Annotated in this window: 29 protein-coding genes; 11 read left to right on the plus strand and 18 right to left on the minus strand. The window is 74.1% G+C overall.

Translation table 11 applies throughout. The features are described 5' to 3' along the window. Positions 1-66: 66 nt before the first annotated feature. Together AB0M83_RS30920 and AB0M83_RS30925 are read right to left on the minus strand one after the other, a co-directional pair. On the minus strand, positions 67-444 hold the full coding sequence (locus tag AB0M83_RS30920; protein WP_364522158.1) for a bacteriophage spanin2 family protein: 378 nt from the start codon (positions 442-444) through the stop codon (positions 67-69). Then, positions 441-1,373, minus strand: coding sequence for a TerC family protein (locus AB0M83_RS30925; protein WP_364522160.1), 933 nt, complete (start codon positions 1,371-1,373; stop codon positions 441-443). The genes AB0M83_RS30920 and AB0M83_RS30925 overlap by 4 nt, the downstream gene beginning before the upstream one ends. A 189-nt stretch (positions 1,374-1,562) precedes the next feature. On the opposite strand from AB0M83_RS30925, the gene AB0M83_RS30930 reads away from it, so the two are divergent. Then, positions 1,563-1,859, plus strand: coding sequence for a winged helix-turn-helix domain-containing protein (locus AB0M83_RS30930; RefSeq protein ID WP_284748980.1), 297 nt, complete (start codon positions 1,563-1,565; stop codon positions 1,857-1,859). On the opposite strand, the gene AB0M83_RS30935 is transcribed toward AB0M83_RS30930, so the two are convergent. After that, entirely contained in the window at positions 1,841-2,563 is a 723-nt protein-coding gene (locus tag AB0M83_RS30935) for an SDR family oxidoreductase (RefSeq protein WP_364522162.1), read from the minus strand. The genes AB0M83_RS30930 and AB0M83_RS30935 overlap by 19 nt on opposite strands. A 78-nt stretch (positions 2,564-2,641) precedes the next feature. Between AB0M83_RS30935 and AB0M83_RS30940 the strand changes: the two genes are divergently transcribed. Then, entirely contained in the window at positions 2,642-2,860 is a 219-nt protein-coding gene (locus AB0M83_RS30940) for a DUF5808 domain-containing protein (protein WP_364522164.1), read from the plus strand. A gap of 37 nt (positions 2,861-2,897) precedes the next feature. On the opposite strand, the gene AB0M83_RS30945 is transcribed toward AB0M83_RS30940, so the two are convergent. From AB0M83_RS30945 to AB0M83_RS30975, 7 genes are all read right to left on the minus strand, one after another. Then, positions 2,898-4,343 (minus strand): HAMP domain-containing sensor histidine kinase, encoded by a 1,446-nt coding sequence (locus AB0M83_RS30945; RefSeq protein WP_364522166.1) that lies wholly within the window; start codon positions 4,341-4,343, stop codon positions 2,898-2,900. Next, positions 4,340-5,032: a response regulator transcription factor gene (locus tag AB0M83_RS30950; protein ID WP_364522168.1), complete on the minus strand. Its 693-nt coding sequence runs from the start codon at positions 5,030-5,032 to the stop codon at positions 4,340-4,342. Before AB0M83_RS30950 ends, AB0M83_RS30945 begins: the two co-directional genes overlap by 4 nt. Beyond that, on the minus strand, positions 5,020-6,078 hold the full coding sequence (locus tag AB0M83_RS30955) for a hypothetical protein (RefSeq protein ID WP_364522170.1): 1,059 nt from the start codon (positions 6,076-6,078) through the stop codon (positions 5,020-5,022). Before AB0M83_RS30955 ends, AB0M83_RS30950 begins: the two co-directional genes overlap by 13 nt. Beyond that, positions 6,078-6,845 carry an ABC transporter permease gene (locus tag AB0M83_RS30960; RefSeq protein WP_364522172.1) on the minus strand — a complete coding sequence of 256 codons (768 nt, stop codon included), beginning with the start codon at positions 6,843-6,845 and terminating at the stop codon, positions 6,078-6,080. The genes AB0M83_RS30955 and AB0M83_RS30960 overlap by 1 nt, the downstream gene beginning before the upstream one ends. After that, the gene (locus tag AB0M83_RS30965) at positions 6,842-7,747 is read right to left on the minus strand and encodes an ATP-binding cassette domain-containing protein (protein ID WP_364522174.1); all 906 of its coding nucleotides are present in this window, start codon (positions 7,745-7,747) and stop codon (positions 6,842-6,844) included. Before AB0M83_RS30965 ends, AB0M83_RS30960 begins: the two co-directional genes overlap by 4 nt. 136 nt (positions 7,748-7,883) lie before the next feature. Then, positions 7,884-8,714: a hypothetical protein gene (locus AB0M83_RS30970; RefSeq protein ID WP_364522176.1), complete on the minus strand. Its 831-nt coding sequence runs from the start codon at positions 8,712-8,714 to the stop codon at positions 7,884-7,886. A 90-nt stretch (positions 8,715-8,804) separates the two neighbouring features. After that, positions 8,805-9,389: an XRE family transcriptional regulator gene (locus AB0M83_RS30975; RefSeq protein WP_364522178.1), complete on the minus strand. Its 585-nt coding sequence runs from the start codon at positions 9,387-9,389 to the stop codon at positions 8,805-8,807. Between the two features lie 67 nt (positions 9,390-9,456). Between AB0M83_RS30975 and AB0M83_RS30980 the strand changes: the two genes are divergently transcribed. The 4 genes from AB0M83_RS30980 to AB0M83_RS30995 all read left to right on the plus strand — a co-directional run bounded on the left by AB0M83_RS30980 (position 9,457) and on the right by AB0M83_RS30995 (position 12,258). After that, complete coding sequence (locus AB0M83_RS30980; RefSeq protein WP_364522180.1) at positions 9,457-10,059, plus strand: class I SAM-dependent methyltransferase; 603 nt, start codon at positions 9,457-9,459, stop codon at positions 10,057-10,059. A 21-nt stretch (positions 10,060-10,080) separates the two neighbouring features. Beyond that, positions 10,081-10,557, plus strand: a complete 477-nt coding sequence (locus AB0M83_RS30985) for a DinB family protein (protein WP_364522182.1) — start codon at positions 10,081-10,083, stop codon at positions 10,555-10,557. Positions 10,558-10,614: 57 nt separating this feature from the next. After that, positions 10,615-11,364 carry a 5'/3'-nucleotidase SurE gene (locus AB0M83_RS30990; RefSeq protein WP_364522184.1) on the plus strand — a complete coding sequence of 250 codons (750 nt, stop codon included), beginning with the start codon at positions 10,615-10,617 and terminating at the stop codon, positions 11,362-11,364. Positions 11,365-11,502: 138 nt separating this feature from the next. Beyond that, a complete protein-coding gene (locus tag AB0M83_RS30995) occupies positions 11,503-12,258 on the plus strand; it encodes a ZIP family zinc transporter (RefSeq protein ID WP_364522186.1) in 756 nt (251 codons plus the stop codon). 42 nt (positions 12,259-12,300) lie between these two features. Here the strand turns inward: AB0M83_RS30995 and AB0M83_RS31000 are convergent, their stop codons facing one another. Together AB0M83_RS31000 and AB0M83_RS31005 are read right to left on the minus strand one after the other, a co-directional pair. After that, on the minus strand, positions 12,301-12,804 hold the full coding sequence (locus AB0M83_RS31000) for a hypothetical protein (RefSeq protein ID WP_364522188.1): 504 nt from the start codon (positions 12,802-12,804) through the stop codon (positions 12,301-12,303). Between the two features lie 125 nt (positions 12,805-12,929). Further along, positions 12,930-13,460 (minus strand): hypothetical protein, encoded by a 531-nt coding sequence (locus tag AB0M83_RS31005; RefSeq protein WP_364522190.1) that lies wholly within the window; start codon positions 13,458-13,460, stop codon positions 12,930-12,932. Positions 13,461-13,621: 161 nt separating this feature from the next. Between AB0M83_RS31005 and AB0M83_RS31010 the strand changes: the two genes are divergently transcribed. Beyond that, complete coding sequence (locus AB0M83_RS31010; protein ID WP_364522192.1) at positions 13,622-14,731, plus strand: mandelate racemase/muconate lactonizing enzyme family protein; 1,110 nt, start codon at positions 13,622-13,624, stop codon at positions 14,729-14,731. 41 nt (positions 14,732-14,772) lie between these two features. Then, positions 14,773-15,909, plus strand: coding sequence for an iron-containing alcohol dehydrogenase (locus tag AB0M83_RS31015; RefSeq protein WP_364522194.1), 1,137 nt, complete (start codon positions 14,773-14,775; stop codon positions 15,907-15,909). Between the two features lie 332 nt (positions 15,910-16,241). On the opposite strand, the gene AB0M83_RS31020 is transcribed toward AB0M83_RS31015, so the two are convergent. Next, positions 16,242-16,847, minus strand: a complete 606-nt coding sequence (locus tag AB0M83_RS31020; RefSeq protein WP_364522196.1) for an SGNH/GDSL hydrolase family protein — start codon at positions 16,845-16,847, stop codon at positions 16,242-16,244. Positions 16,848-16,898: 51 nt separating this feature from the next. Between AB0M83_RS31020 and AB0M83_RS31025 the strand changes: the two genes are divergently transcribed. Continuing rightward, the gene (locus AB0M83_RS31025) at positions 16,899-17,705 is read left to right on the plus strand and encodes an alpha/beta fold hydrolase (RefSeq protein WP_364522198.1); all 807 of its coding nucleotides are present in this window, start codon (positions 16,899-16,901) and stop codon (positions 17,703-17,705) included. On the opposite strand, the gene AB0M83_RS31030 is transcribed toward AB0M83_RS31025, so the two are convergent. The 3 genes from AB0M83_RS31030 to AB0M83_RS31040 form a co-directional block, all read right to left on the minus strand. Next, a complete protein-coding gene (locus AB0M83_RS31030; RefSeq protein WP_364522201.1) occupies positions 17,670-20,423 on the minus strand; it encodes an AAA family ATPase in 2,754 nt (917 codons plus the stop codon). The two genes, AB0M83_RS31025 and AB0M83_RS31030, sit on opposite strands and share 36 nt — an antisense overlap. A 147-nt stretch (positions 20,424-20,570) precedes the next feature. Then, complete coding sequence (locus AB0M83_RS31035; protein ID WP_364522203.1) at positions 20,571-21,767, minus strand: amidohydrolase family protein; 1,197 nt, start codon at positions 21,765-21,767, stop codon at positions 20,571-20,573. A 102-nt stretch (positions 21,768-21,869) separates the two neighbouring features. After that, on the minus strand, positions 21,870-23,543 hold the full coding sequence (locus AB0M83_RS31040; protein ID WP_364522205.1) for an alpha/beta fold hydrolase: 1,674 nt from the start codon (positions 23,541-23,543) through the stop codon (positions 21,870-21,872). Positions 23,544-23,703: 160 nt separating this feature from the next. On the opposite strand from AB0M83_RS31040, the gene AB0M83_RS31045 reads away from it, so the two are divergent. Beyond that, the gene (locus AB0M83_RS31045; protein WP_364522207.1) at positions 23,704-24,267 is read left to right on the plus strand and encodes an RDD family protein; all 564 of its coding nucleotides are present in this window, start codon (positions 23,704-23,706) and stop codon (positions 24,265-24,267) included. On the opposite strand, the gene AB0M83_RS31050 is transcribed toward AB0M83_RS31045, so the two are convergent. Both AB0M83_RS31050 and AB0M83_RS31055 read right to left on the minus strand, forming a co-directional pair. Next, positions 24,160-24,810: a response regulator transcription factor gene (locus tag AB0M83_RS31050; RefSeq protein ID WP_364522209.1), complete on the minus strand. Its 651-nt coding sequence runs from the start codon at positions 24,808-24,810 to the stop codon at positions 24,160-24,162. The genes AB0M83_RS31045 and AB0M83_RS31050 overlap by 108 nt on opposite strands. A 16-nt stretch (positions 24,811-24,826) precedes the next feature. Beyond that, a complete protein-coding gene (locus tag AB0M83_RS31055; RefSeq protein ID WP_364522211.1) occupies positions 24,827-26,008 on the minus strand; it encodes a histidine kinase in 1,182 nt (393 codons plus the stop codon). A 132-nt stretch (positions 26,009-26,140) separates the two neighbouring features. Between AB0M83_RS31055 and AB0M83_RS31060 the strand changes: the two genes are divergently transcribed. After that, the gene (locus AB0M83_RS31060) at positions 26,141-26,590 is read left to right on the plus strand and encodes a hypothetical protein (RefSeq protein ID WP_364522213.1); all 450 of its coding nucleotides are present in this window, start codon (positions 26,141-26,143) and stop codon (positions 26,588-26,590) included. The last annotated feature ends 91 nt before the right edge of the window (positions 26,591-26,681 follow it).

Genomic DNA, 26,681 nt, shown 5'->3' on the forward strand with positions numbered 1-26,681 from the left:
TGCCCCGGCAGTCACGGCTGATGCCCGGCGGATCACGCGTGCTGCCGTCCGGGACACGGGAATCGCTCAGAGGCCGCACGCCTTCGTCAGCGCGGTGACCTGTTCGGCCTTGTGCTGCACCCAGTTCGCCGGGCCGGTGACGAGGTCGTCGACCGTGGTCTCCCGCAGTGTCGTGGCCAGGGAGCCGATCGCCTCGCCGGCGGTCGTGTTCCCGGCCCGTTCCGCCAGGGCCGTCAGCTCCTGGCCGGCCGCGTGCGCGCGGTCCGCCGCGGCCTGCGGGTCGGCGAGGTCCGGGGTGGCGGTGGCGATCCGCACCGCTTCGGTGCAGACGCCGACCGTCGTGGCGGCGTCGCCGACGCGGCCCGCGGTTTCGGAGGCCGCGCCGCAAGCGGTGAGCACCAGCACCAGCGCGCCGCCGACCGCGGCGGTCGTGAGTCGATTCATCGGATTTTCCCTTCCAGTGAAGCAGATCGTGTCTTGAGCAAGCTGGCGACGACCGCCGTCGCCAGGATCAGGCCGACCACGCCCAGCGACAGTCCCGTCGGGATCTTCCAGATCTCCAGCAGCAGCATCTTCACGCCGACCCAGACCAGGACCAGCGCCAGGCCGAGCTTGAGGTAGACGAACCGGTGCATCAGGTCGGCGAGCAGGAAGTACAGCGCGCGCAGGCCGAGGATGGCGAACGCGTTCGACGTGAACACCAGGAACGGTTCCTGCGTCACGGCGAAGATCGCCGGGATCGAGTCGACCGCGAACACGATGTCGGTCACCTCGATCAGCACCAGCACCGCCAGCAGCGGCGTCGCCACCCAGCGGCCGGCCTCGCGGACGAGGAACTTCTTGCCGTGGTGGACATCCGTCGACGGCACCACCCGGCGGAACGCGCGCAGGACGACGTTCTGTTCGTAGTCCACCGGTCCCGAGCGGTGCAGCGCCATCCGGATGCCCGTCAGGACGAGGAAAGCGCCGAACACGTAAAGGATCCAGGCGAAACTCGCGAGCAGCGCCGACCCCGCGGCGATGAACACCGCCCGGAAGACCAGCGCACCGATGACCCCGTAGAAAAGGATGCGGTGCTGATGTTCCCGAGGAACGGCGAAGTAGCCGAAGATGATCGCGAACACGAAGACGTTGTCGACGGCCAGGGACTTCTCGATCACGTAGCCGGCGAAGTACTGGCCCGCGAGCTCCGCGCCCCAGACCCACCACACGACGGCACCGAACGCGACGCCCAGCGCGACCCACACGCCGGACCACGTCAGCGCTTCGCGGACGCCGACGACGTGCGCCTTGCGGTGGGCGAACAGGTCGACCGCGAGCATGAGCAGGATGACGCCCAGCACGGCGGCCCAGGCCCAGAAGGGGACGGTCACGGGCACACTCCTCCGGTTCGGTGGCGAACCGGAGGTCTTCCCGGCCACCTCGAAAGGTGGCGCCGGCACCGGGTCTGCGCAGGGGCAGCCGGATTGACGATGCCGGACCGGGGCGGGTACTCCCCTCCGTCTCCTCCAGAATGACGAACTGTGCTTCGTCTGTCAAGTGTGGACGGCTAAGCTGCGGGCATGGCCACGTGGACGTTCCTGAGCAACCACGCGCACGTTCTGCTGTGCCTGGCGGAGGATCCGGACCACCGGCTGCACGACATCGCCGAGCGCGTCGGCATCACCGAACGTGGCGTGCAGCTCATCCTCGCCGACCTGATCGCGGACGGCTACGTCGAACGCGAGCGCGTCGGCCGCCGCAACCACTACACGATTCACCCGGAAAGCCGGCTGCGTCACCCGCTCGAGGCGCACCACCGGGTGGCGGAGCTGGTCGAGGCCCTCGGCCCGGTCCGGCGTCACCAGACGAACTGCTGACCGCCGTCGATGTCGTAGGTCGCGCCTGTGAGCGCCGTGTTCGTCATGAGGTGGACCGCCAGCGCGGCGACGTCCGCCGGGCCCACCACGCGGCCGATCGGGAGCGTCGCCCGCAACTCGGCCCGGCGCTCCTCCAGCCGGTCGCCGAGCAGCGTCGCCGACAACGGCGTGTCGACGAACCCCGCGGCGATCAGGTTGACGCGCACCGGCGCCAGCTCCAGCGCGAGGGCCGCGGTGAACGGCGGCAACGCGGCCGTCGCGGCCGAGACGATGCCGAGCCCGTGGCCGATGCGGCGGCCGCCGGTGCCACCCATCAGCAGCAGCGAACCGCCCGGGCGCATCTTCGGCGCGGCGTGGCGGGCGACCTCGAGCGCGACCGCGATGTGGCCGCCGAGCGCCGAGCGCACGTCGTCGGCGGTCATCTCCAGCAGCGGCCCGTAGTGCGGGCCGCCGGCGGTGATCAGGACGTGGTCGACGGTGCCCGGCAGGTCGGCGAAGAAGCTCGCCACCGCGGCCGGGTCGGTGGCGTCGAACGCGGCGGTGCCGCGGGCGCCCACGGCTTCCGCCGCCTGCGCGAGCTTCCCGGGATCGCGGCCGGTGAGCACGACGTCGGCGCCCTCGGCCCGGGCCAGCCGGGCCGTCTCGAAGCCGATGCCCGCACTGCCGCCGACCAGCACGACGGTCTGCCCGCTCAGTCCGCTCATCTTCGCACCGTACGACGGCGTCCCCGGTTTGACCACTGATCACCCGCGGGTCCATCCTGGCCGGGGAAGGTGATGACGATGGCCCCACGCGAAGAGCGGCCGATCGAACCCCAGGGACACGCGGCCGGCGTCCCGTACGACTGGCGGCGCCCCACCGCCGAGCGGATCCGGGCCCGCGCGTGGAACCCGGACGACCGGCGGTTCTGGACCCCGAAGACCTTCGGCTGGGGCTACGACGTGAACTTCTACTGGGTCGTCCACCCGCTGCGCTACCTGCGCGCCCGGCGGTCCGGCTGAGGCAGACCGGTCATCCGCTGCCCGACACGAACCGGCCTCAGTCCTGGTCGGGTACCGGCAACGCGAGCCGGAAGCAGGCACCTTCCCCGAGGACCGTCTCCAGCTCGACGTCGCCGCCGTGCGCCCGGGCCAGCGACCGCGCGATCGACAGCCCCAGGCCCGCGTCCGCGCCGGCCGTGCGGGTCCGCGACCGGTCGGCCCGGTAGAAGCGGTTGAACGCCCGCTCCGCCTGCTCGGCCGTCATCCCCGGACCGTCGTCCGTCACCTCCAGCACCGCGCGGCCGTCCGCCGTGCCGACGCCGATGCGGACCGGCGTTCCCGGCGGTGTGTGGGCGGCCGCGTTGCCCACCAGGTTGGTGACCACCTGCCGCAGCCGGGCTTCGTCGCCGTCGACCGGAGCCGGGCCCGGTGTCCCGGTTCCGCCCGGTCCGGTCAGCGAGACCGGGCGGGACGGGTCGAGCGCCTGCAGGTCGTGCCGGGCGTCGACGGCGAGGGTGCGCAGGTCCATCGGTGCGCGGTCGAGCTGCTCCGCCGGTGCCTCGTCGAGCTGGGCGAGCAGCAGCAGGTCCTGGGTGAGCGCGGTGAGCCGGGTCGCTTCGCGGTCGATGCGGCGCATCGTCTCGTCCACATCGGACGCCTCGGGCAGCGCGCCCATCCGGTAGAGCTCCGCCGACCCCTTGATGCCGAACAGCGGCGTGCGCAGCTCGTGGCTGACGTCCGCGACGAAGGTCCGCATCCGCGCCTCGGACGCCGCCCGGTCGGCGAACGCCCCTTCCAGCTGGCCGAGCATCGTGTTGAGCGACGCCGCGAGGTGCCCGATCTCCGTGCCCGGCGCGGCCAGGACGGGGACGCGGCGGGTGAGGTCGCCACCGGCGATCGCGGCCGCCGTGTGCTCGATCCGGCGCAGCGGCCGCAGGCCCCGGCCGAGGGCGAACCAGCCGGCCGCCGTCAGCACCACGAGCAGCGCGGCGCCGGTGAGCAGGCTGCTCACCCGCAGCTGGGTGATCGTGGCGTCGGTTGCGGCGAGCGGCGCGGCCGAAACCACCGTCCCGCCCCAGCGCCGGGCCGGCCGCGCGACGGCCCGCCAGCGTTGCGACCCGTCGGCGGCGTCCAGGTCGACGGCCGTCCCGTCGGTGGGGACCGTGCGCAGCGCGTCGAACGGCGGCAGCGTCGCGCCGGGCACCCGCGAGGAGTGCAGGCCGCCCGCGACCGCGCCGGCGGCGTCCAGGTAGACGACGTACGGGGTGCCGAACAGGTCGAGGGCGGGGTCGATCAGGTCCGGTCGCACGGCGGGGGTCTCGGCCGGCGGCGGACCCGCCGCGAGGGAGATGAGCTCGGTCATCGACCGCAGCTGGCCGTCGAGCCGGTCGAGCTGGAAGCGCTCCAGCTGATCGGAGACGAGCGCGCCGGCGAGGGTCAGGCCGGCCAGCAGCAGGCCCGCGGTGAGCAGGAGCAGCCGGGCCCGCAGCGACAGCCGCTTCACCGCCGGGGCTCCCGCAGCACGTAGCCGACGCCGTGCACGGTGTGGATCAGCTTGGGCTCCTCGGTGTCCACTTTCCGGCGCAGGTAAGAGATGTAGGTGTCGACGATGCTGGCGTCGCCGCCGAAGTCGTCGCGCCACACGCGGTCGAGGATCTGGGCCTTCGACACCACGCGCCCGGCGTTCTCCATCAGGTAGCGCAGCAGCCGGAACTCGGTGGCGGACACGCGCACCGGCCGCCCCGCGCGCGTGACCTGGTGCCCCTCGGCGTCGAGGGTGAGCGTGCCCACCGCCAGCACGCCGGCCGGGTGCCCCGCGGTCCGGCGGAGGATCGCGCGGATCCGCGCGATCAGCTCCGCCAGGTCGAACGGCTTCGTCACGTAGTCGTCGGCGCCGAGGGACAGCCCGGTGACCTTGTCGGCCTGCCCGTCCCGCGCGGTGAGGAACAGGACCGGGACCGGCATGCGCCGCTCACGCAGCCGCCGGACCACCTCGAACCCGTCCAGGTCCGGCAGCATGACGTCCAGCAGCACCAGGTCCGGTGGTTCCGCGGTGGCCGCGGCGACGGCTTCCCCCGCCGTCGCCGCGGACGTCACCCGGAAGCCGGCGAACCGGAGCGCGGCCGACAGCAGCTCGCGGACGGTGGCCTCGTCGTCGACCACCAGCAGCCGTTCGGCACTCATCGCTTCCATGCCCGCGAGGATACGGAGACCGCGCCGGCGAGCAGGCTGCCCGTGAATCCGACGAGCGCGCCGGCCGCGAGCGCGAGCAGCGGGTTCGCGCTGAGCCGCACGTCCAGGACCGGCACCGAGAAGCTGAACGCCGTCACCGAGACGTCGGCAGAAACGCGAGAGAGCAGCGTCAGGACGACCGCCACGCCACCCGCCACCGCGGCGACGACCGCCGCCCGGCGCAGCGGGCGGCCGCGGCGGACGACGAGGACGATCGCGGAGACCAGCAGGAGCGCCCCGGACACCCAGAGCCCCGGGGTGAAGTGCCCGAGATCCGGCACGCAGGGGAGCGCGGGATCCACCGTCCACGGCACGCCGAGCCCCAGCAGCACCGCGCCGGTCACGAGCTGGGGGAGGACGAGCAGCACACCCCCGGCCGCCGCGGCGCCACCGAAGGCCCAGGCGGCGGCCAGGCCCACCACGGCGAGCCCGGCCGCCGGCCACCGCGCGGCGCGAAAACCCCGTGCCACGGCGGGAAACCGGGTGCCGAGCCAGCACACACCCACGACCACCAGCGCCCAGATCACCGAGCCCGCCACCGCCGGTCCGGCGGCCACGGAGAAGCCGGCGTCCAGCTGACCGGGCAACGGCAGGCGCGACCCGGTGGCCACGCACCCTTGCGCCCCACTGGCGCCTTCCGGCAGCGCGAGCTTTCCCTTGGCGAGCACCGTGATCGCAGTCAGCCCGACCGAAAACGCCACGGTGGCCACGCCACCGCGGACGAGCAGCCCGTCTTCGCCGCGACGCAGCAGCAGCCACCCCAGAACCACCGCGCCCGCAAGGGAAACCCCCAGCGGAATCGCGTGCAGCTCGCCGTGCAGGGCGATCGGGAGCCCGCCCGCCGGCATCGCCTCGACGTCCGCCGGAGCGCCCACGGCCAGCGCGACGGCCGCCGCGGTGAGCCCGGCACCACCGGCGCCGAGGAGCGCCAGGCCGGCCGCCGCGACCCCCGCCATGGCGAGCAGCGCGGCGGCGGCCGCGGCCAGGCCACGGGACACCTCCCGCATCAGACGTCCCGGCGCCGGAACACCGCGAACGCGACGGCCAGCACGACGGCGACCCCCACGCACATCCCGGCCAGGTTCAGCCAGGGGTGCGGGAAGTCCGGGTCGGGGACCGTCTTGAAGATCGCCGACGCGCCGAGGGTGGGCCAGTAGAAGAACATCCCGCGCAGCCACGCCGGGAAGAGCCCCGCGAGGGCGGGCACCAGGAAGACGATCCCGACGAGGGTGGCGAGCGCGCCCGCGGTGGCGCGCATGAGCGTGCCGAGCCCGACTGCGAGCAGTGCGATCGCCGCGAGGTAGAGCCCGCCGCCCGTCACGGCCGAGAGCACGCCGGGGTCGCCGAACCGGGCGTGCGGCAGGTCCTGGGCGGCCAGGACGGCCTGGCCGAGGAAGAAGGCGCCGGCCATCAGCACCTGGCCCGCCACCACGGCGACGCCGACGGCCACGACGACCTTGGCCGCCAGCAGCCGGTGCCGGCGGGGTGTCGCGATCAGGGACGTCTGCATCAGCCCGGTGGCGTGCTCGGCGGTGACGACGAGGATGCCCAGCACCCCGATGATCAGCTGCGCGACGATGTAGGACGTCAGGCTGCGGTTGGTCGGATCCCAGGCCTGCGGGTCTTCGGCGTAGGTCTGCCCGGCGGCGTTCATGGCCAGCGCCGTGATGCCGAGCCCCACCGCGAAGAGGCACCCCACGGTGTACCAGGTCGAGCGCAGGCTGCGGAGCTTGATCCACTCCGCGTGGACGGACCGGGCGAAGGTGACGTTCACGCGGTGGCTCCTTCGTACTCGACGCTGTCCTTGGTGAGCTCCATGAAGGCGTCTTCGAGCGAGACGCGCTGCGGGGTGAGCTCGGCGAGCGCGACACCGTGGTAGGCGGCGAGCTTGCCGATCTCCCCGCTCGTCATGCCGGAGACGACGAGCGAAGCCTCGACGCCTTCGCGCACGGCGGCCCCGGCGGTGGTGAGCAGGCGCGCGAAACCCGGATCGGGTGTGCGGACGAGCACGGTGCCTTCGCCGCGCACGAGCTCGCTGACCGCGGTGTCGGCGACGAGCCGGCCCCGGCCGATGACGACGAGGTGGTCGGCGGTCTGCGCCATCTCGCTCATGAGGTGGCTGGACACCAGCACCGCGCGGCCTTCGCGGGCGAGGGAGCGCATGAAGTCGCGGATCCAGCGGATCCCCTCGGGGTCGAGCCCGTTCACCGGCTCGTCGAAGATCAGCACGCGCGGGTCGCCCAGCAGCGCCGCCGCGATGCCGAGGCGCTGCCGCATGCCGAGGGAGAACCCGCCGGCCCGCTTCCCGGCCACCCCTTCCAGGCCGGTCCGGGCGAGCACCTCGCCGACCCGGCGGCGGGGGAGCCCGTTGCTCACCGCGAGCGCGAGCAGGTGGTCGCCCGCTTTCCGGCCACCGTGGACGGCGCCGGCGTCGAGCAACGCGCCGACCTCGGTCAGGGGGACGGGAAGGTCGCGGTAGCGGCGCCCGCCGACGGTGACGGTCCCCCGGGTGGGCGCGGCGAGCCCCAGGATCATCTTCATGGTCGTGGACTTGCCGGCCCCGTTGGGCCCGAGGAACCCGGTGACCTGCCCGGGTGTCACGGTGAACGACAGGTCGTCCACGACGGTGTCGGGGCCGTACCGCTTGGTCAGGCCGCGTACTTCGATGGTGGTCATGGCGGCGAGCCTGGCCCGCCCGCCTGGCCGGTTCCTGGGAGGTTCTGGGAGAACCCTGGGAGTTCGGCGCCCGGAAGCCGCCGCGGCCGGGTTGTTCTCCGGAAATCGAAAACCGCGGTGCCGCCGCGGGATCGGCTCAGGCGTCCGCGCGGTGGATCACGATGTCGCCGAGGCGCGTGCGGGCCCGGACCTTGACCTGATCCGTGGCCTCGCCCGCGTGCTCCGGCACCGAGTTGCGCACCGCTCCCTTCGTGCTGTCCGCGTCCACCGACGCGGTGCTGCCCTCGGCGATGCCGATCTCGATGCCGCCGGCGGCGTTGGTCAGGTCCGCCCGGCCGCTCGTCATGCGCCCGATCCGGATCGGGCAGTGCGCTGCCTCGGCGACGACCCCGCCGTCGGCGCGGTCGACGGTGAAGCTGCCGCCGGAACCGGTGAAGCCGACGTCGGAGCGGGCGTGGCCGAGCCACACGTCCCCGGCCGCGCCCGTGTACCGGAGCGCGCCCCCGATCTCGCCGATCCGGACGCCGGCCGTGCCGCCGTCGAGTTCGGCGGTCGCGGCGACGTGGCCGACCTCGACCTCGCCGGACGACAGACGGCCTCGCAGGGCGTCGGCGTGGCCGAGCCGCACCCGGCCCGACGCCAGGTCCAGCTCGCAGGCGCCGAGCCGGCCGTCGGCGTGCACGTCCGTCCAGGCTGTCTCCAGGACCAGCGCCGACCCGGCCGGCAGCTCGACCGTGATGGCGACCGACCCGTTCTTGGCGCCGGGCTTGTTCGTCTTGATCGTGAGCCGGCCCTCGGCGAAGGCGACTTCGGTCTGCTCGGCCACCTTGACGTCCGACTTGCTCGCGCTGTTCACGGGCTCGACCCGCACGACGGTGTCCGGCCGCTCGCTCGCGGCGATCCGCACGTGGGCGCCGGCGGTGGTCAGCGTGGCGGTGATCGGTTCCGGCGTGGTGAAGACGGTCATGGCGTTCCCCTTGTGGTGGTGATCCCTGGTGTGGTGGGACCACCTTCGCGGGGATGCCTGACACCGGCCTGACACGGCCCGGACACCCGCTCAGCCACGAGCGGCGCGGGCGCGCAGGTGGGCCTTTTCGCCGTGCTGCCCGAAGAGGATGAGCAGCTCGACGGCCTTCCCGTCGGCGCTGCCGAGCCAGTGGGGCAGCGTCGTGTCGAACTCCGCGGCCTCGCCCGCGGGCAGCACCAGGTCGTGCTCGCCGAGGACCAGCCGCAGGCGTCCGTGGAGCACGTAGAGCCACTCGTGGCCGTCGTGGGTCTGGTGCTCCGGCTCGGGCGGGCGGTCGCTGCTCGGGATGAGCATCTTGTACGCCTGCATGCCGCCCGGCCGCCGCGACAGGGGCACGAACGTCATGCCGTGGCGGTGGATCGGGGTGAGGTGGACGCGCGGGTCACCGGTCGGGGGCGCGCCGACGAGGTCGTCGAGCGGGACGCGGTACGCGCGGGCCAGCGGCAGCAGCAGCTCCAGGCTGGCCCGGCGCTGCCCGCTCTCGAGCCGGGACAGCGTGCTCTCGGACACCCCGGTGGTGACGGCGAGCTCGGCCAGCGTCAGCCCCCGGTGGCGGCGCAGCGCCCGCAGCCGGGGGCCGACGGCGTGCAGGACGTCCTCGAAGTCGTCGGTCACGCCGGCCATCTTGCCGAAACCGCAAGAAACCGTGCCACCTCGGCACGTCCCGGGCACGGTGGAGCCCATGACCACCACCGAGTTCTGGGACGGCCACTACGCGACGCCGCAAGCCGATCCCCGCGCGAACGTCCGGCTCACGGAGGTCGTGGCCGATCTCGGCCCCGGCACGGCGCTCGACCTGGGAAGCGGGGCCGGCGGCGACACGCTGTGGCTCGCCCGCCGCGGCTGGCGCGTGACCGCGGCTGACATCTCCGGCGTCGCGATCGCCCGCCTGGCCGCGCGGGCGCGCGAACTGGGGCTCGGCGACCGGGTCACCGCGGAGCGGCACGACCTGGCCGAGACCTTCCCCGAGGGCCGCTTCGACCTCGTATCGGCGCACTACCTGCACACGCCCTTCGCCCTGCCTCGCGCCCCAGTGCTGCGACGGGCCGCGCACGCGCTGTCCCCGGGCGGCCGGCTGCTGGTCGTCGACCACGGGTCGGTCGCGCCGTGGTCGTGGAACCAGGACGAGCGGTTCACCTCCGCGGGCGAGGTGGCTCGCTCGCTGGAGCTCGACGACGAATGGACCGTCGAGCGCGCCGACGCCCTTTCCCGCCGCGCCACCGGACCGGGCGGGCAGGTCGCCGACGTCGTCGACCACCTGCTGCTGATCCGCCGCGACCGCTGAACTCCCGAGGAGGAGGAGACCATGCCCCGCCGACGCGACACCCCACCCCCGCGGACCGGCCCCGGCGAAAAGGACGTGCTGCGCGGGTTCCTCGACCAGCTGCGCGCCGCGGTGGCCGCCAAGGCCGAGGGCGTGCCGGAGCCGCAGGTCCGGACGCCCGGCGTGCCGTCGGGCACGTCGCTGCTGGGCCTGGTGCGGCACCTGACCCACGTCGAGCGCTTCACGTTCCTCGGCGAGCGCACGGCCGACTGGCCCGGCACGTTCCGGCCGCGTCCGCAGGAGTCGGCCGCCGCGATCTTGGCCGGCTACCGCGCCGCCGTCGAAGAGGCCAACGCGGTCATCGACGCGTGCACCGACCTGACCGAGCCGGTCGCCCGCCCCACCGGCACGCCGCCGTCGATGCGCTGGGCCCTGGTCCACATGATCGAGGAGACCGGCCGGCACGCCGGCCACGCCGACATCCTGCGCGAGCTGATCGACGGCAGCACGGGCCGGTAGGAACCGCCGGGCGCGGGGTATGCCTGCCGGTATGACGACTTCGCGCGGGCGCCGCTGATGCGGGCACTGGTCACGAACGACGACGGCATCGGATCGCCGGGACTGGCGGCGCTGGCCCGCGGCGCGGTGGCGCACGGCTGGACGGTCGTCGTGGCCGCGCCGGCCGAGGAGGCCAGCGGGACGAGCGCGGGCCTGTGGGCCGCGGGGACCGCCGGCGGCGACGGCCGCGTGGCGGTCGAGCGGCGCGAGCTGCCGGACCTGCCCGGGGTGCCCGCGCACGCCGTCGCGGCGCATCCGGCGTTCATCGCGCTGGCGGCCGCGCAGGGGGCGTTCGGCGAGCCGCCGGAAGTGGTGCTGTCCGGGGTGAACCGCGGGGCGAACATCGGGCGCGCGGTGCTGCACTCGGGCACCGTCGGAGCGGCGTTGACCGCGTCGCTGAACGGGGCCCGCGCGCTCGCCGTGTCCCTGGACGTCGGGCTGGAGCCGCCACCGGAGCCGCACTGGGACACCGCGGTCACGGTCGCGGCGGCGTTGTTCGACCGGCTCGCCGCGCTGCCGGGCGCGGCGGTGCTCAACCTCAACGTCCCCGACCGGCCCGAGGTGGGCGCGCCGCGGCGGGCCGGGCTCGCCGAGTTCGGATCGGTGCGCAGCCGCATCTCCGGCGACGACGACGGCGGGATCAGCCTCGCCGCGGTGGTCGTGGAAGGGGAGCTTCCCCCGGGCAGCGACGCGCGCCTGCTCGCCGAAGGGCACCCGACGGTGACGGCGCTGCGGTCGGTGGCCGAGGACCCCGGCGTCGAGTTCTGACCTTTCGGCGGTCGCGGGAACGTCCGTTGACCCGGGGCGGCGGCCTGTCCGCGCGATCGGTTCGCTCTCGCACGGACTGAACCGGTCCCGCCGTGGGTAGCCCACGGGGGATCATCACGTCGGCGAAGGGTGGTTTTCGTGCCCGAGTGGGTGGAAGCGGGGTTGTGGGGTCTCCTCGGCGGCATCGCGCTGGTCCTGGGAGCCGCGGTGGCGTGGTGGGCCCGGGTGCCGCGGCGCGTCGTCGCCGGGATCATGGCGTTCGGGGCCGGGGTGCTCATCTCCGCGCTCGCCTTCGACCTGGTCGACGAGGCTCAGCGCTCCGGTGGGCTCTGGCCGACCGCGGGCGGCTTCCTGGCCGGCGCGGTCGTGTATGTGGCGATCAACGTCGTCCTCGCGCGGCGAGGAGCCCGGCACCGCAAGCGTTCCGGTGGCCAGCAACCGTCCGAGCAGGACAGTGCGGGCAGCGGCGCGGCGATCGCAGTCGGCGCGCTGCTCGACGGCGTGCCGGAGTCGGTCGTGCTCGGTGTGTCCCTGCTCGGCGGCGGGGGAGTCGGGCTCACCGTGCTGGCGGCGGTGTTCATCTCGAACGTCCCGGAGGGTTTGTCCAGCGCGGCCGGCATGAAGAACGCCGGGCGCGGCGCCGGTTACGTCTTCGGGGTGTGGAGCGGCATCGCGCTTGCCAGCGGCGCCGCTGCGTTGCTGGGCAACGTCCTGCTGCGGATGGCTTCGCCCGCCACGATCGCGGCGATCACGGCGGTGGCCGCGGGGGCGATCCTGGCCATGATCGCCGACACGATGATCCCGGAGGCCTTCGAACGCACCGAGCTGTACACGGGCCTGCTCGCCACGCTCGGCTTCCTGACGGCGTTCGTGGTCGAGCACCTCGGCGGCTGACCGGGCCGGGCCCGCCGGTGCTGGGCGGGCCCGGGTCCCGTCCTAGCGGATCGTCTTGGTCGCCGCGAAGTAGGCGTTCGACGGCGTCATGAACGAAAGCACCACACCGGCGACCGCGGCGAGCACGCCGACGTAGTCGACGATCGTGCTCTGCCCGACCAGCAGTGAGATCAACTTCAGGGCGGTGAGCACCGTGAGCACGATGCGCGCCCAGTTCCGGCCGGCGCGCAGCTTGAACGCGAACAGGAGGTACAACGCGGCGATGACCACGGCGATCACGACGGCGATGATCAGCGTGACGTTCACCGCCTGGTCGATCTGCGCCTCGGTCAGGCCGCCGCTGTTCTGTCTGTTCGAATTGCGCAGCGCATCGGCGATCGCGTCACGATTTCCGAAGACGACCAATCCGCCGATGAGCCCGATGACGGTCGAAGCGATGAACGCCCAGAAAGCGTATTCGACCGTGCTGGGCCGGGCGGCTGCGGCCGGCGGCTGGCCGGTGGCGGCGGACTCGGGATAGTTCGGGTAGTTCGGTGATTCGGTCATAGAGATCGAATAGCACGCTTTCGGGTGAGCTGCTGAATGAACGGCCGATCCTTGCGTTCAAACGTGATGTCGGCCGGGTTTCGGCGGGCTCTTCCGGGAAAGGCCGGTTTTCCGATGGCCGGCCGCTACCTCCGCGCGTCGCAGCACCGCCGGTGCCAGTACGCCCCCGTGACGACGGCCAGCAGCGGCGCCCAGAGCAGCAGCGGCAGGTAGCAGGCGACGAGCAGGACGTGCCAGCCCGGACCCGCGAACGTCACCGCTCCCAGAGCGGGGAAGTCGCGGAAGGCGTACGCCCAGATCACGGCCAGCGCCACCGCACCGGCAGCCGCCGGGACGATCGCCGCGTACGGCGCGACCCGGCGGCCGCCGAGCACGGGGATCCACCGGGGGACGCGCTCGCCCCACGGCCGGACGAGGCCGAGCGTGAGCAGGGCCAGTGCTTCCGACACGACGCTCAGCCCGACGATGTAACCGGCTTCGCCGGGCCCGATCGCGTGGTACGGCCGCAGTCCGAGGTCGGCACCGGCGGCGAGGAAGAGCCGCCAGATCCCGGACGGCAGGGTGACCAGCGGAACGGCGTGGGCGGCGACGACGGCCCACCGCGGCGGGCGGCGGCCGTCGCGGACGGCGGGGGAACCGGTGAGCGGTGCGGTCATGGGCCGAGTCTCGCCGCGCAGGGACGCCGGGACCTCCCGCCGAGGTAGCAGCCGCCCCCTCCCGAGAGGGAGCCGTCCACCATCCACTGTGGAGAACTCCGTGGTGGGATGTCCGGCGGGCCCTTGCCCGCGTTCGCGGGCCCTCCTACCGTGGTGGCTCGATGAAGATCACCGCCATCACCCTCGACCGGCTGCGGCTGGACCTGGACCCGCCGCTGCGCGCGGCCTGGGACCCGGACCCGCGGCGGCACTTCGACGCCACGATCGTGCGCGTCCACACCGACGACGGCGTCACCGGCATCGGCTCCGGCGACACCATGGCCGGCTTCGAAGCCGTCGAGCACCTGTTCCTCGGCCGGGACCCGCTCGACATCGTCCGGCACGTCAAGGCCATCGAGACGGCCAACTTCCACGGCGGCCGCTTCTGGCCCCTCGAAGCCGCGCTCTGGGACATCGTCGGCCAGGTGGCGGGCCTGCCGGTGGCGACGCTGTTCGGCAACTCCGCACGCGCGCTGCCCGCCTACGCCTCTTCGGCCGAGCTGAAGCCGCCCGAGGAGCGCGTCGAAACGGCGCAGCGCGCCCGCGAAGCCGGGTTCCGCGCCCTGAAGATCCGCATCGACCGCGACCACGTGGACGAGGGCGTGGCCGTCGTGGCCGCCGTCCGCGACGCGCTCGGCCCCGACTTCGGGATCATGGTGGACCTCAACCAGTCCTGGCGGATGGCGGGCGACACGAGCCCCGCGTCCGATCTGGCCAAGACCCGGAGGCTGGTGCGCCGGCTGGCCGAGCTGGACGTCTTCTGGGTCGAGGAACCCTTGCCCTACCACGATCTCGACGGCTTCCGGACGCTCCGGGCGGAGAACCCGGGCGTGCGGATCGCGGCGGGGGAGATGCACCACTCGGTGCCGGAGCTGCTGCGCTACCTGGAAGAAGACGTCCTCGACGTCTACCAGATGGACGTGGTGCTCGCGGTCGGCATGCACCGCGCCCGGACGCTGGCCGAGCTCGCGCAGCTCAAGCACCGCGCGTTCACCCCGCACAGCTGGACCAACGGCATCGGCGTGCTGGCCAACCTGCACGTCTCGGCCGGCGTCGGCGGCGGCCCGTACTTCGAGTTCCCGTGGGACCCGCCCGGCTGGACGCCCGAACGCCGTGACTTCATGCTCGCCGAACCCGTGATGATCACCCCGGCGGGCGAGCTGGCGGTCCCGGCCCGGCCCGGTCTGGGCATCGAACTGGACGAGGAGGCGGTGGCGCGGTGGCGGATCTGACCCATCAGGACCGGCCGGCCCGGCCTTCCGAAGGACGCCGCGTGCGCCTGTCCGTGGAACCGGCCGGCCGCACCGAATACGGCCCCGGCGTGCTGGCCGAGCTGCCCGGTTTCGTCGGATCCCTCGGCCACACCAGGGTTTTCGTGGTCACCGACCGCGGCCTGCGGGGGACCGGGATCGTCGGCCGCGTGGAGCAGATCCTGGCCTCGGCCGGGATCGAGCACGCCGTCCACGAGGACGTCGGCCCGAATCCATCGACGGCGGAGCTCGACCGCGGGGCCGCCCGCCTGCGCGCGTTCGGCGTCGCGGCCGTGCTCGCGCTCGGCGGCGGATCGGCCCTGGACGCGGCGAAGGGCATCTCCCTGCTCGCCGGCAACCCGGACGCGGCCGCCGCGGACGCGGACCGCCTGTGGGACGCGGGCGACGGCCTGCCCCTGATCGCGGTGCCCACCACGGCCGGCACCGGCGCCGAGACCAACGGGTTCGGCGTCACCGAGGACCGGTGCGCCCGCCGGAAGGTCTACATCGGACACTCGTCGGTGAAGCCGCGGATCGCCGTCCTGGACCCGGAACTGACGCTCGGCCTGCCCGCCCGCGTCACGGCCGCCACCGGCCTGGACGCCTTGGTCCACGGCATCGAATCCCTGGCCTCGCGCGGGTCGACGCCGTTCTCCACGGCCTACGCGACGCAGGCGGTGACCCTGGTCGGGCGCTGGCTCCCGGCGGCCTACCGCGACGGCGGCGACCTGGAGGCGCGTGCCGGGCTGATGCTCGGCGCGCACCTGGCCGGGCACGCGCTGACGTTGTCCGGGCTCGGGCTGGTTCACGGGATCGGCCACGCGCTGACCGCGCACACGGGAACCCCGCACGGCGTCGCGCTGGCGGCCGTGCTGGAGGAGGTGATGGCGTTCAGCGCCCCGGCCGCGGCGACGGCGTACGAAGCGACGGCCCGCGCGCTGCACCTGCCCCCGGTACCGGACTGGGCGGGTGCGGCGATCGAAGCGGTCCGCGAGATTTCGGGGGCCATCGAGATCAAGCGCCCGCTGCGCGAACTCGGCGTGACCCGGGACGACCTCCCGGCGATCGCGGCGGACGCGGTCGCCGACGCCGTCACGAAGAACGCGCCGCGGTTGCCGTCGGAGGCGGAGGTGACCGAACTGCTGGAGGCGGTCTACTGACGCGTCAGAAGCCGCGGAAGACGCCGTCCGGGCCGGCCGAGCGGGTGAAGTCCGCCCAGTCCAGGTTGGCCAGGTTGATGTTGTTCTCCACGCTCCACAGCTCGGCGGGCACCACCCCCGCACGGCCGAAGACCGGCGGCGAGGAAGGAGACCCTCGGTCTGGTTGTTTGCAACGCCGGCAACGCTTCCGCGCTCAGGCCTTCGAACACCTGAGCGTCGACCGGAGTGACGTTGGCCAGGACACCGTCTTCGGTGGGCATCCGGATCTCCTCCGCTAAGGCGGCCCAGGCGCCGTCGTCGCCTGACGAGGTGCGGACGAGGACCGGAATTCGCTACGCGGCGAGATCGGCCGCCACGGTCAGCACGTGGGGCGCCAACGCGTCCGCGATCACCCCGTACCCGGCCGACGACGGGTGGAACCGGTCCGCCGAGAACAGCGCGGGTTCCGCGGCGAACCGGGCGCCGAGTTCGGGGCCCGGAGCCGCCACCGCGCCGCCCGCCCGGATGACCGCGTCGGCCTGGGCCTGCGCGTACTGACCGCTCGCCGCCGAGACCAGCCGCCGGTACTGCGCCGGCACCCGGGAGACGATCCCCAGGTCGGGCGCCGGGACCACGATCACCCGCCCGCCGGCGCGGACCAGCCTGACCACCGCGTCGTGCAGCTGGCCGGCCGCGACCGCCGGCGGGACGAACCTCGCCAGGTCGTTCGTCCCGATCACGATCAGCGCCAAGTCCACGCCCGTGCGGAGCGCGGCTCCGGTCTGGCGCTCGAGATCGGCGGACTGGGCGCCGGGCACGCCGAAGCCGTGCAGGTCCACGGTGTGGCCCGCGGCGCGCAGGCGGCGGGCGAGCCGCTGCCCGAGCGTGTCTTCGGGGCGGGTGCTGCCGACACCGGCGGCCAGCGAGTCGCCGAGGACGGAGAATCGGAGAATGCTCATCGAGTCCTACAACGTCCGGACCGCGTCGTTGTTTCCCCGGGGTGGGTGCGCTTGACCAGGACCGTGCAGGTGCTGCTCGGGCTGGTGCTGGTCGCCGTCCTGGTCCTGACGCTCGTGTGGATCTTCCAGCGCCGCCTGATCTACCAGCCGGACACCGCGCCGGTGCCCGCCGCCGGCACCGTGCTGCCCGGAGCCGAGGACGTCCGGCTCCGCACCGCCGACGGCCTGGAGCTGGGCGCGTGGTTCGTCCGGCCCGCCCGGGCACCGGAGGCGACCGTCCTGGTGGCCGGCGGCAACGGCGGCAACCGGGCCGGCCGGGCGCCGCTGGCCGCGAAGCTCGCGCGGGCCGGGCTGGCCGTGCTGACGTTCGACTACCGGGGCTACGGCGGCAATCCCGGCGACCCCAGCGAGGCCGGCTTGGCGCTCGACGTCCGCGCTGCCTACCGCTTCCTCGTCGAAGACCGGCGCGTGCCGCCGGAGCGGATCCTCTTCTACGGCGAAAGCCTCGGGTGCGCCGTGGTCGCCGAGCTCGCCCTCGAACACCCGCCGGCCGGGCTGCTGCTGCGGTCGCCGTTCGTGGACCTCGCCGCCGTGGGCGCCGAGATCTACCCGTACCTGCCGGTGCGGCTGCTGCTGCGCGACCGGTTCCCCGTGCGGGACGAGGTCGCGCGGCTGCGCGTCCCCACGGTGGTGGTGCTGGGCGGCCGGGACTCGATCGTCCCGCCGGCCCAGAGCCGGGAGGTCGCCGCGGCGGCGTCGGCGCGGCTGGTGGAGGTCCCGGACGCCGACCACAACGATCCCGTGCTGCTCGAAGGACCCGGACTACTCGACGCGGTGCGGTCGCTGGTCCCGCGCTGACCCGTTGGCCGTCACCCAGGTCGCGATCCGGGCGCGGCTCGTGAAGCCGAGCTTGGTGAGGATGTGCTGCACGTGGCTTTCCGCCGTCCGTTCGGAAATGTGCAGCAGGGCGGCGATCTGCTTGTTCGTCAGGCCGTCGGCGACGTGCGCGGCGACTTCCCGTTCGCGCCGGGTCAGCGGGCCCGGCGTGTCCCCGCGCAGCGCGGCCGCCAGCGCGTCGGCCTCCTCCCGCAGCGGGGCCATCCCGAGCCGCTCGGCCGCGGCCGCAACGGACGCGGCGAGCCCGAGGGCTTCGTCGACGTCGCTCGGGCGAGCACGCCGCGCGAGCACCTTGGCCAGCCCGAAGCGGGCCAGCGCGGCGTAGGGCGGCGTGCCGGCCTCGTCGTCGGCCGCGATCGCGAGCTTGAACTCCCGGACCGCTTCGTCGAGCCGGCCGGCGGACGCGGCCGCGAGCCCGAGGTACCGGCGGACCGAGCCGGTGACGAGGATCGAGCCCGCGCCGCCGGTGACGAACAGCCCGGCGTGTGGACGGAGGAGCGCCGCCGCCCGCTCGACGACCTCCGGCGGCCCGAACTCCGCGCCCAGCTCGACGGCGGCCGCGGCCACGGGCAGCGTCGCGGGCACCGGCGCCGATTCCGGCACGGAAGCCCGGCGGTAGAACTCGCCCGCCCGGTCCCGGTCGCCGACGTACAACAGCCACGCGGCGTGCAGCAGGCTGACGAACGGCGGGGCGTGCTCGGCGAAGATGCGCTCCATCGCGGGCGTCACCAGGCTGGTCCGGCCGGTCAGCCCCGCGATGGCGGCCAGCACGGAGATCGGCACGCCCTGCAGGGACAGGTGCGTCCGGTCGGCGACGAGCGCGAAGCTCTGCTGGAGCGCTTCGACGGCGTCGTCGAACTGTCCGCGCGCGACGGCGAGCGTGGCGAAACTGCGCAGGTGGTGCCACCGCGCGAGCGGACGGCGGAGGCGGTCGGCGAGCGGCCGCAGCGCCCCGAGTTCCTGCTCGGCCTCTCCGAGCCGGCCCAGCATGAGCAGCGCGTCGAACCGCCACAACCGGCCCCACAGCACGGTGTCGGCGTCGTCGCAGTCCTCGCCGAGGGCGATCATGCGGTGGGCGAGGGAAAGTCGTTCGTGCACGCCTTCGGGCGCGGAACGCACCATCTGCCGGGCGCGCAAAGCCGAGCGGAGCACGTCGGGATCGCCGAGCCGCTCGGCGATCGCCAGCGCCTCCGCCGACGCCGTTTCGGCTTCGCCGCCCCCGAAGAACCCGGCTTCGCCCGCTTGCAAAGCGAGCAGCCGGGCCCGCAGCGGATCGTCGCCGGGCGGCAGCCCCGCGAGCGCCTCCCGCGCGATCTTCCCGCCGTTGAAGCTGCCCCACGGGTCCGACAGGCCTTCCATGGCCAGCGCCGTCTCGCCCAGCACCGCCGGGTCGCCGGCTTCCCGGGCCGCGTCGGCGGCGGCCTCCAGCAGCCAGGAGCCCCGCTCGATATCGCCGCCGCGCAGGTGGGCGATCCCTTCCCGCAGGCGCAGCCGCGCTCGGCCGGCGGCGGGGACGGGCGCCGCTTCGAGGGCGCGCCGGTAGAGCTCGGCCGCCCGTTCCCAGGCGAGCTCGGCCAGCGCCTGGTCGCCGGCCCGCTCGGCCCACGACGCGGCGCGCGCCGCGTCGCCGACGGGCAGCGACTCCAGCCAGTGGTGGGCGATTTCCGAGGTCCGGGACGGGTCGCGCCGTTCGAGCCACCCCGCCAGCCGGGCGTGCGCGGTCAGCCGCGCCGCCGTCGGCAGCCCGGCCGCCGCGGACTCCCGGATCAGGTCGTGCTTGAAGCTCCCCGCGGTGACGATGCCGGCGCCGGTGGCCTCGTCGAGGTCGGTCAGGACGTCGGCCGCCGGCCGGCCGGTGACGTCGGCGAGCGCGGCCGGGTCGACGTCGCGGCCGAGCACGGCGGCGGTCGCGACGAGCGCGCGGCACGGCTCGCTCAGCCGGGCCAGCCGTGCCCGGACGGTGTCCACGACGCCGTCCGGCAGCGCGTCCCCCGCGGTGCCGGCCAGCCGGGCCAGCTCGGTGACGAAGAACGGGTTGCCGCCCGACCGGCGGCTGACCAGCGTCGCGAGGTCGGCGGAGACACCGCCGCGGCCGAGCTGCTCGACGACCTCGGCCTCGCTCAGCCCGGCCAGCCGGATCCGGGTCAGGACCGGTTCGCGGGCGAGGGCCGCCAGCGCCGCGGTGAGGGCCTCCCGGCCGGTCGTCTCGGTGTCGCGGTAAGTCACCACGAGCAGCACCGGCGCCCGGTCGAGGTCACGGGCCAGGTGGACGAGCAGGGCGAGCGACGCCGCGTCGGCCCACTGCACGTCGTCGAGCACCGCGAGCAGCCCGTGCGGCGCGGCCGCTTCGCGAAGGCTGTCGGCGAAGGCTTCGAACGCGGCGAACCGCGCCTCCGCCGAGCCGCCGGTGTCGCCGGTCGGGAACGGCCGGTCCAGCGAGCGGGCCAGCTGCCGGAAGACCCAGTAGGGCGGGCTGCCCTCGGCGTCGCTCGCGCGTCCCCAGCCGACCGGCACGCCCGCCTCCCCGGCGCGCCGGGCCAGCTCGCGAGCGAGCCTGGTCTTGCCGATGCCCGGTTCGCCGACGACGAGCACGAGCCCGCCGCGCCCGCCCCGCGCCTCCTCGAGGCGGGCGCGCAGCCGGTCCAGTTCGCCGGTCCGGCCGACGAAGCCCTGCTCCATGCGCAGCAACGATACGGCGCCCGCCCGCGTCGAGCGCGGTTCAGCGGGGTTCGCCGGGCCACCGGGACTTCGGCCCCGCCGGCCAGATCGGCGCCGGGAACCACGTGGCCCGCGCCAGGCCCGCGACCAGTGCTTTCAGGAACTTCTTCACGCGATCCACCGCCCTCGCGCGCACACCGCGCGCACCCGCAGCAGCGCCCGCGGGTCGGCCAGCGGATCGCCGTCGACGGCCAGCAGGTCGGCGTCGAACCCCGGCGCGACGCGGCCCTTGCGGTGCGCGAGCCCGCACACGCCCGCCGCGACGGACGTGATCGCCCGCAGCGTGTCGGCCGGCGACAGCCCGACCTGGCGCAGCATCAGCGGCGCCCACGGCAGCACGCCGTGCGGCTTCACCGGGGCGATCCCGGCGTCGGTGCCGGCGACGACCCGCGCGCCGAGCTCGACGAGCCGCCGGTAGTTCGCGATGACCCCGGGCATGCGCCGGGCGAGCTCTTCGGGGGGAGCGAGGCCTTCGACCGGCACCATGCCGACCGTCGCCCCGACGGCCACGCCCTGGTCCACGACGGCACGCAGGAGTTCCTCGGGGTGGTCGACGCCGGTGGCGGACCAGAAGCTGACGTGCTCCATGCCGTCCACCCCGGCGGCGAGGGCGTCGGCGATGGCCGAGGTGCCGTGCGCGTGCGCGGTCACCGGCAGGCCGTGCCGGTGCGCCTCGTCGACGGCGGCCCGCAGGACGTCCCGGTCGAACTGCGCACATTCCTGGCGCGTGCCCGGGGTCATCGTCCCGCCGCTGGCCATGATCTTGACGACGTCGGCCCCGCGCTCGACGTGCTCGCGCACCGCCGCCCGCACGCCGGCCTCGCTCGCGTCCGCGACCCCGCCGAGGAAGTGGCAGTGCCCGCCGGGACTGGTGATCGGCGGCCCGGCGGCGACGAGCGTCGGCTGGTCGGCGCGGTCCTTGAGGGACAGCGAGAGGTAATCGCGGTCGCCGAGGTCCCGCACGGTGGTGACCCCGGCCCGCAGCGACGCCCGCCCGGCTTCGGCCATCGCGGCCAAGGCCTGTTCGCCGGTCCGCGCGGCCAGCCGGGCGACGGGCTCGGCACTGGCGTCGAACGCGAGGTGGACGTGGGTGTCGATCAACCCGGGCAGCAAGGTCGTCCCGCCGAGGTCCACGACGTCGGCCCCCTCCGGCGCGGTGCCCCCGGACTCGACGCCCAGGATCGTGGCGCCGTCGAGCACCACCAGCGGGTCGGCGACGAACGCCGAGCCCGCACCATCGAACAACCGAGCCGCGCGGACGGCGGTGAGCCTGCGCCGCTCGGTCACCACAAGCTGTTTCGTCATGCGGCCCACGATGACCCGTGTCCGGGGCGGCCACGTCGGGGCGAGTACGGAGACGCGGTACGGAGATTTCCCTCCGCTCTCCGTACCGCCACCGGCCCGACGTCAGTGGTCGCGGTTCACCGCGCTGACCTCGTCCCGGACCTTCGTCCGCAAAGCACTGTCCGAAGCGAGGTGCGTCGGGACGGCCGCCGAAGCGCTGCGCACCGGCCCGGCGACCGGGTACACCTGGTCCTCGCCGATCAGCGGGACACCCGGGCACGTCGTGCTGCGCGGCCGGGAGTTCTTGGTGAGGAACACGTTCACGAGCCCGTCGACGCACGGGTTGCCGGCCAGCGCGTACTGGCCGTGGAACGGCGAATCGTCCACCGAGACCAGCGGGACACCGGCCGACCGCGCCGCCGCCGACGCCTGCTCGTAGCCCGTCTGCGGATCGAATTCTCCTTGCACCACCAGGATGTTCTCCGCCGCCGACGCGGGCACGTCCGGCAGCTCGTGGCGCGGCGCGTCCGACCAGAAGCCGCAGGTTTCGCCGAGGCCGTACGCCCAGCCGAACAGCGGGTACCGCGGACCCTGCCGGTCGCTGAGCCGCTCGTACCACGACGCCGAGCGGGTGGGCTGGTCACCGCACGCGACGGCGAACCGCGTGCCGGGACGCTGGGTGTAGTCCGGCGCCGCGGCGGCCACCCGCGCCGGGGTCAGCGCCGCGGCCGGCACACCGAACGCCTTGCGCGACACGGCATCCATCGAATCCGCCAGCGCGGCCGGGGGAGCGGCGGACGTCCCGTCGAGCGCGGCCGCGCCCTGGAGGAAGACCAGCGCGCCGAGCAGCCACTGGATTTCGCTGCCGTTGCCGACGAAGATGCTGTCGAACGTGTCGGGGGAGACGTCGTGGCTGCCGTAGTAGGCGCGGACGCGCTCCCACTTCGCCTTGACCTCCGCCGCCGTACCGCCCAGCTGCGTGGCGAAGTTGCGGGCCAGCCACGGCAGGTAGACATCGTCGAACTGCCGCTGGTCGATCACCGGGAACGCCTCGAAGTCGGCCTGCAGCCGGCCTTGGAAGTTCACGCTGGAGTCCAGCACGGTCTTGCCGGTGTGCTCCGGGAACAGCGACGCGTACTTGGCGCCGAGCCAGGTGCCGTAGGAGTAGCCGAGGTAGTTCAGCTTTTCGTCGCCGAGCAGGGCGCGGATCAGGTCCATGTCGTGCGCGGTCTGCCACGTCGTGACGTACGGCGCGATCGCGTCGCTCTGGCACGCCTCGGCGGTGGCCCGGGGTACCTGCTGGTGCGACGCGATGCTCGCCGCCGAACGATCGCGCGCGTCGAGGAGCCCCTGGGGAAGGCGGCCGACCGGGACCTGGCACTGGAAGCCCTTGTCGTCGGTGCCCGCGTGGCCGGTGCCGCGCGGGTCCATGCCCACGAAGTCGTAGAGCTCGTGCACCGTCGGTTCGAGCGCGGCGAGCGACCCGGCCAGCGGCGTGCCCTGGCCGCCCGGCCCGCCCGGGTTGAGCAGGATCGCGCCGCGCCGCTCGCCGGTCGCGGCGGCGCGGCTGATCGACACCCGCAGGTCCGTGCCCGAGGCCGGATCGGCCCAGTCCCGCGGCACGGTGACGAGCGCACACTGCGCGGGTGCGTCGCCGGCGGCCGGCTTGAAGGGGCAGTCGCCCCACTGGAGCTGCTGGGTCGTGTAGGGCGTGAGCGGGTCCGCGGCCGCGGCCGGCACCGAAGCCGCGAAGAGGGCGGCTGTCGCGGCCGCCAGTCCTGTCCGGGAGATGCGCACCGGGGGAGTCCTTCCGTCGCCGGGTGGGGGTGCGCCCGAGCCTGGCCCGGCCGTGCGGGGCGGAGATCAGCCCGGAGGACGAAGTCGGCGCGCGCGGCTCGGCCCCGGGTATGAGACGGCTCAGCGCGCGCCCGGGGGCCGGGACCGAGATCATGGGCACATGACCCGTCCGGGACTCGGCATCGTCGGGCGCCGCCTGGTGCAGTTCCTGCTGGACGAACTGCTCGTCTTCGTGCCCATGCTGCTGCTCGCGATCGCGGTGGTCTGGCTGTTCCACCCGCACGGCCTGGCGCTGCTGACGTTCCTCAAAGTCGTCCTCTACACGATGCTGGCGCTGGACTTCCTCGGCCTCGTGTTCGTCAACGTGTGGTGGCCGTACCGCCACCGCGGCCAGACGCCGGCGATGCGCTGGCTGCGCCTGCGGATCCAGACCCTCGAGGGCGGGCACCCCTCACTGGGCGCATTCTTCGTCCGCGACCTGCTGATGGTCGTCGACGGGTTCGCGTGGGGACTCGCGGGGATCGTGGTGATGCTGGTGACGCGCCGCCGCCAGCGGTTCGGCGACGTCGTGGCGCGCACGGTCGTCGTCCGCGTACCGCGGGGTTCGAGCGAAGAGTCAGCGGGCCAGGCCGCTTTCCCAGGCCCAGATCGCGATTTCGGTGCGGTTGCGGGCCCCGAGCTTGCGCTTGACCGCGCCGATGTGGGTCTTGACCGTCGGCAGTGAAACCACCAGCGAGCGGCAGATCTCGTCGTTCGTTTCGCCGCGGGCCACGGCTTTCACGACGTCGAGCTCACGCGGGGTGAGCGGCGTCGCGGGCTGCGGGACGTTCCGGGGATCGCGGCGCGCGTAGTGCGCCAGCAGCCGGGTCGTGATCGCCGGGGAGACGAGCGCTTCGCCGTGGGCGGCCGCGTGCACGGCTTCGATGAGCAGGTTCGGCCCGGCGTCCTTGAGCAGGAACCCGCAGGCGCCGGCGCGCAGGGCCGCGTGCACGTTCTCGTCCAGCCCGAACGTCGTGACCATCACGACGTGCAGCGGGTCCGCGACGCCGGAACCGGCCAGCAGTTCCGTGGCGCGCAGCCCGTCCACGCCCGGCATCCGGATGTCCATCAGCGTGACGTCCGGGCGCAGTTCCCGCGCCAGCCGCACCGCCTGGTCGCCGTCGGCGGCCTCGCCGACGACCTCGATGTCCGGCTCGCCTTCGAGGATCAACCGGAACCCCGCGCGGACCATCGCCTGGTCGTCGGCGATCAGCACTCGCGTCGGCACCCGGTCTCCCCTCACCTCAGCCGGGTTCGAGCGGCAGCCGCGCGAGCACGCGCCAGCGCCGGCCGTCCGCCGGTCCGGCCTGCACCGTACCGCCCACCGCCGCGACCCGTTCCACCATCCCGAGCAGGCCGTAGCCGCCGCGGCGGGCCGGTCGCGCGGCACCATCGTTGACCACCTCGACGCGCAGCCGGCCGGGGGGTTCATGGTGGACGGACACCCGGACTTCGGCGGCGTCGGGTGCGTGCCGCCGGACGTTGGTGAGGGACTCGGTGAGCAGCCGGTGCGTGGTGGTGACGACCTCCGGCGCGACGGCGAGGGTGGCGAGGTCCGGGCTGACGTCGAGGTGGATCCGGTCGTCGTCGGGGACCGCGCGGTCCACGGCGGTGGCGAGGTCGGCCGGCGGCACGAAGAGGTCTTCGTCGCCGGTGCGCAGCGCGCCGACGAGCCGGCGCATCGCGGAAAGCGCGGTCGCGCCCGCGGTTTCGAGCTCGGCGAAGGTCGCGGTGTCGCCGCCGGTGCGTTCGGCGACGCGGTGGGCGGCCTGCACGCGCACGACGATGCCGGTGATCTGGTGGGCGACGAGGTCGTGCAGTTCGCGGGCCAGCCGGAGCCGTTCCGCCGACCGGAGTTCGAGGACGTCCACGCGGTGGCGGACCTCGGCGTCGCGCAGGACCAGCCCGCCGGCGAGCGCGCCGCCCCAGACCACCGCGGCCCCGGCGGCGTAGAGCGCGGCGGGGGAGCCGGTGCCGTAGCGCAGGATCGGGGCGAGGGTGGCGGCGGCACCGCCGAGCACGGCTTGGACGGTGGCCGCCCGCGGCGAGAGCCGGTGGCAGCAGGCGCCGACCACCAGCGCGAGGGCGAGGGCCTCGGCCGCGCCGGGCTGCGCCGGGAGCCGGGAACCGGCCGCCGCGAGGAGGGCCGCGATCGTCGAACCCAGCAGCGAAAGCCCGGAGACGGCGGTGGCCAGACCGGCGATGTGGTCGGGGAACCGGCGGCGCAGCACGGCCAGTACCGCCACGACCGGGCCGACGCCGGGCGCGAACTCGAGGGCGATGCTGGCGAACTGGCCCTGCCCCGGCACGGCCCGGGCCGCGAAGACCATGTCGAGCACCACCAGCACGCCGAGGACGACCGCCTCGGCCACCAGCGGGCCGCGGCGGCCGGTCCACGGGATCCCGGGGTGGCCGGCGTAGGTCATCTGCCGATCGTGCCCCACCGGGCGTCCCCACGCTCTCTTCGCGGCGAGAGTTCGTACCTGGGTACGAGACAGCGGCGGAATCTCGTACCGCCGGTTGATCGCTCCCGCCGGGGATCTCGGCAGGCTCGGAGCATGAACCGATTTCTGACGCGGGAGACGGAAGTGGCGGCCGAAATCCGGCAAGGGAAGATCGAGGGCCTGCCGGGCTGGTACTTCGTGCTCGTCGGGCTCCTGGTGGCGAGCAACGACTTCAGCCTGCAGTTCGCCGACCGGTACTCGTGGGTCGTGTACCTGCCGCTCGCGCTCGTGGCGGTGCACCTGACGCTGTGGTTCACGCTGCTGTCCCGGCGCCGCAAGTACCTGCGCGCGGTGTGGCGCAGCAAGCAGGCGCTCGCGCTCGTCGTCGTGCTCTTCGCGCTGCGGCTGGGGTTGCAGCTCGGGCTGACGAAGCTCGTCGACAGCGAGGCGCCGCTGCACAGCTACACGCACCTGATCCTCGGCCTCGTCATGCTGGTCGTGACCACGGCCGGCGCGTGGTTCGACCAGTGGCTCATCCTGCGGGTGGTGAACCGGGACGCCTGAGAGCCCTATGTCAAGCGGCCTGTCGGCGGAGGGTGTTGAGCTGGCCGTGTAGGTCGGGGTTGTAGGGCTGGTGGTCGTGCCAGCAGCGCCA

It is taken from the genome of Amycolatopsis sp. NPDC051106 (assembly GCF_040682775.1).
In the GTDB taxonomy this organism is placed as follows: Bacteria; Actinomycetota; Actinomycetes; order Mycobacteriales; family Pseudonocardiaceae; genus Amycolatopsis.

Excerpts from the sequence above, each read along its gene's own strand:
- AB0M83_RS30920 (WP_364522158.1), bottom strand. The coding sequence starts at position 444 with ATGAATCGACTCACGACCGCCGCGGTCGGCGGCGCGCTGGTGCTGGTG.
- AB0M83_RS31060 (WP_364522213.1), top strand. The coding sequence starts at position 26,141 with ATGAACCGATTTCTGACGCGGGAGACGGAAGTGGCGGCCGAAATCCGG.
- AB0M83_RS30950 (WP_364522168.1), bottom strand. The coding sequence starts at position 5,032 with ATGGAAGCGATGAGTGCCGAACGGCTGCTGGTGGTCGACGACGAGGCC.
- AB0M83_RS31005 (WP_364522190.1), bottom strand. The coding sequence starts at position 13,460 with ATGACCGCACCGCTCACCGGTTCCCCCGCCGTCCGCGACGGCCGCCGC.
- AB0M83_RS30980 (WP_364522180.1), top strand. The coding sequence starts at position 9,457 with ATGACCACCACCGAGTTCTGGGACGGCCACTACGCGACGCCGCAAGCC.
- AB0M83_RS31000 (WP_364522188.1), bottom strand. The coding sequence starts at position 12,804 with ATGACCGAATCACCGAACTACCCGAACTATCCCGAGTCCGCCGCCACC.
- AB0M83_RS30935 (WP_364522162.1), bottom strand. The coding sequence starts at position 2,563 with ATGAGCGGACTGAGCGGGCAGACCGTCGTGCTGGTCGGCGGCAGTGCG.
- AB0M83_RS31010 (WP_364522192.1), top strand. The coding sequence starts at position 13,622 with ATGAAGATCACCGCCATCACCCTCGACCGGCTGCGGCTGGACCTGGAC.
- AB0M83_RS30990 (WP_364522184.1), top strand. The coding sequence starts at position 10,615 with ATGCGGGCACTGGTCACGAACGACGACGGCATCGGATCGCCGGGACTG.
- AB0M83_RS30965 (WP_364522174.1), bottom strand. The coding sequence starts at position 7,747 with ATGACCACCATCGAAGTACGCGGCCTGACCAAGCGGTACGGCCCCGAC.
- AB0M83_RS31045 (WP_364522207.1), top strand. The coding sequence starts at position 23,704 with ATGACCCGTCCGGGACTCGGCATCGTCGGGCGCCGCCTGGTGCAGTTC.
- AB0M83_RS31020 (WP_364522196.1), bottom strand. The coding sequence starts at position 16,847 with ATGAGCATTCTCCGATTCTCCGTCCTCGGCGACTCGCTGGCCGCCGGT.
- AB0M83_RS30985 (WP_364522182.1), top strand. The coding sequence starts at position 10,081 with ATGCCCCGCCGACGCGACACCCCACCCCCGCGGACCGGCCCCGGCGAA.
- AB0M83_RS30940 (WP_364522164.1), top strand. The coding sequence starts at position 2,642 with ATGGCCCCACGCGAAGAGCGGCCGATCGAACCCCAGGGACACGCGGCC.
- AB0M83_RS30955 (WP_364522170.1), bottom strand. The coding sequence starts at position 6,078 with ATGCGGGAGGTGTCCCGTGGCCTGGCCGCGGCCGCCGCCGCGCTGCTC.
- AB0M83_RS31030 (WP_364522201.1), bottom strand. The coding sequence starts at position 20,423 with ATGGAGCAGGGCTTCGTCGGCCGGACCGGCGAACTGGACCGGCTGCGC.
- AB0M83_RS31035 (WP_364522203.1), bottom strand. The coding sequence starts at position 21,767 with ATGACGAAACAGCTTGTGGTGACCGAGCGGCGCAGGCTCACCGCCGTC.
- AB0M83_RS30970 (WP_364522176.1), bottom strand. The coding sequence starts at position 8,714 with ATGACCGTCTTCACCACGCCGGAACCGATCACCGCCACGCTGACCACC.
- AB0M83_RS31055 (WP_364522211.1), bottom strand. The coding sequence starts at position 26,008 with ATGACCTACGCCGGCCACCCCGGGATCCCGTGGACCGGCCGCCGCGGC.
- AB0M83_RS30930 (WP_284748980.1), top strand. The coding sequence starts at position 1,563 with ATGGCCACGTGGACGTTCCTGAGCAACCACGCGCACGTTCTGCTGTGC.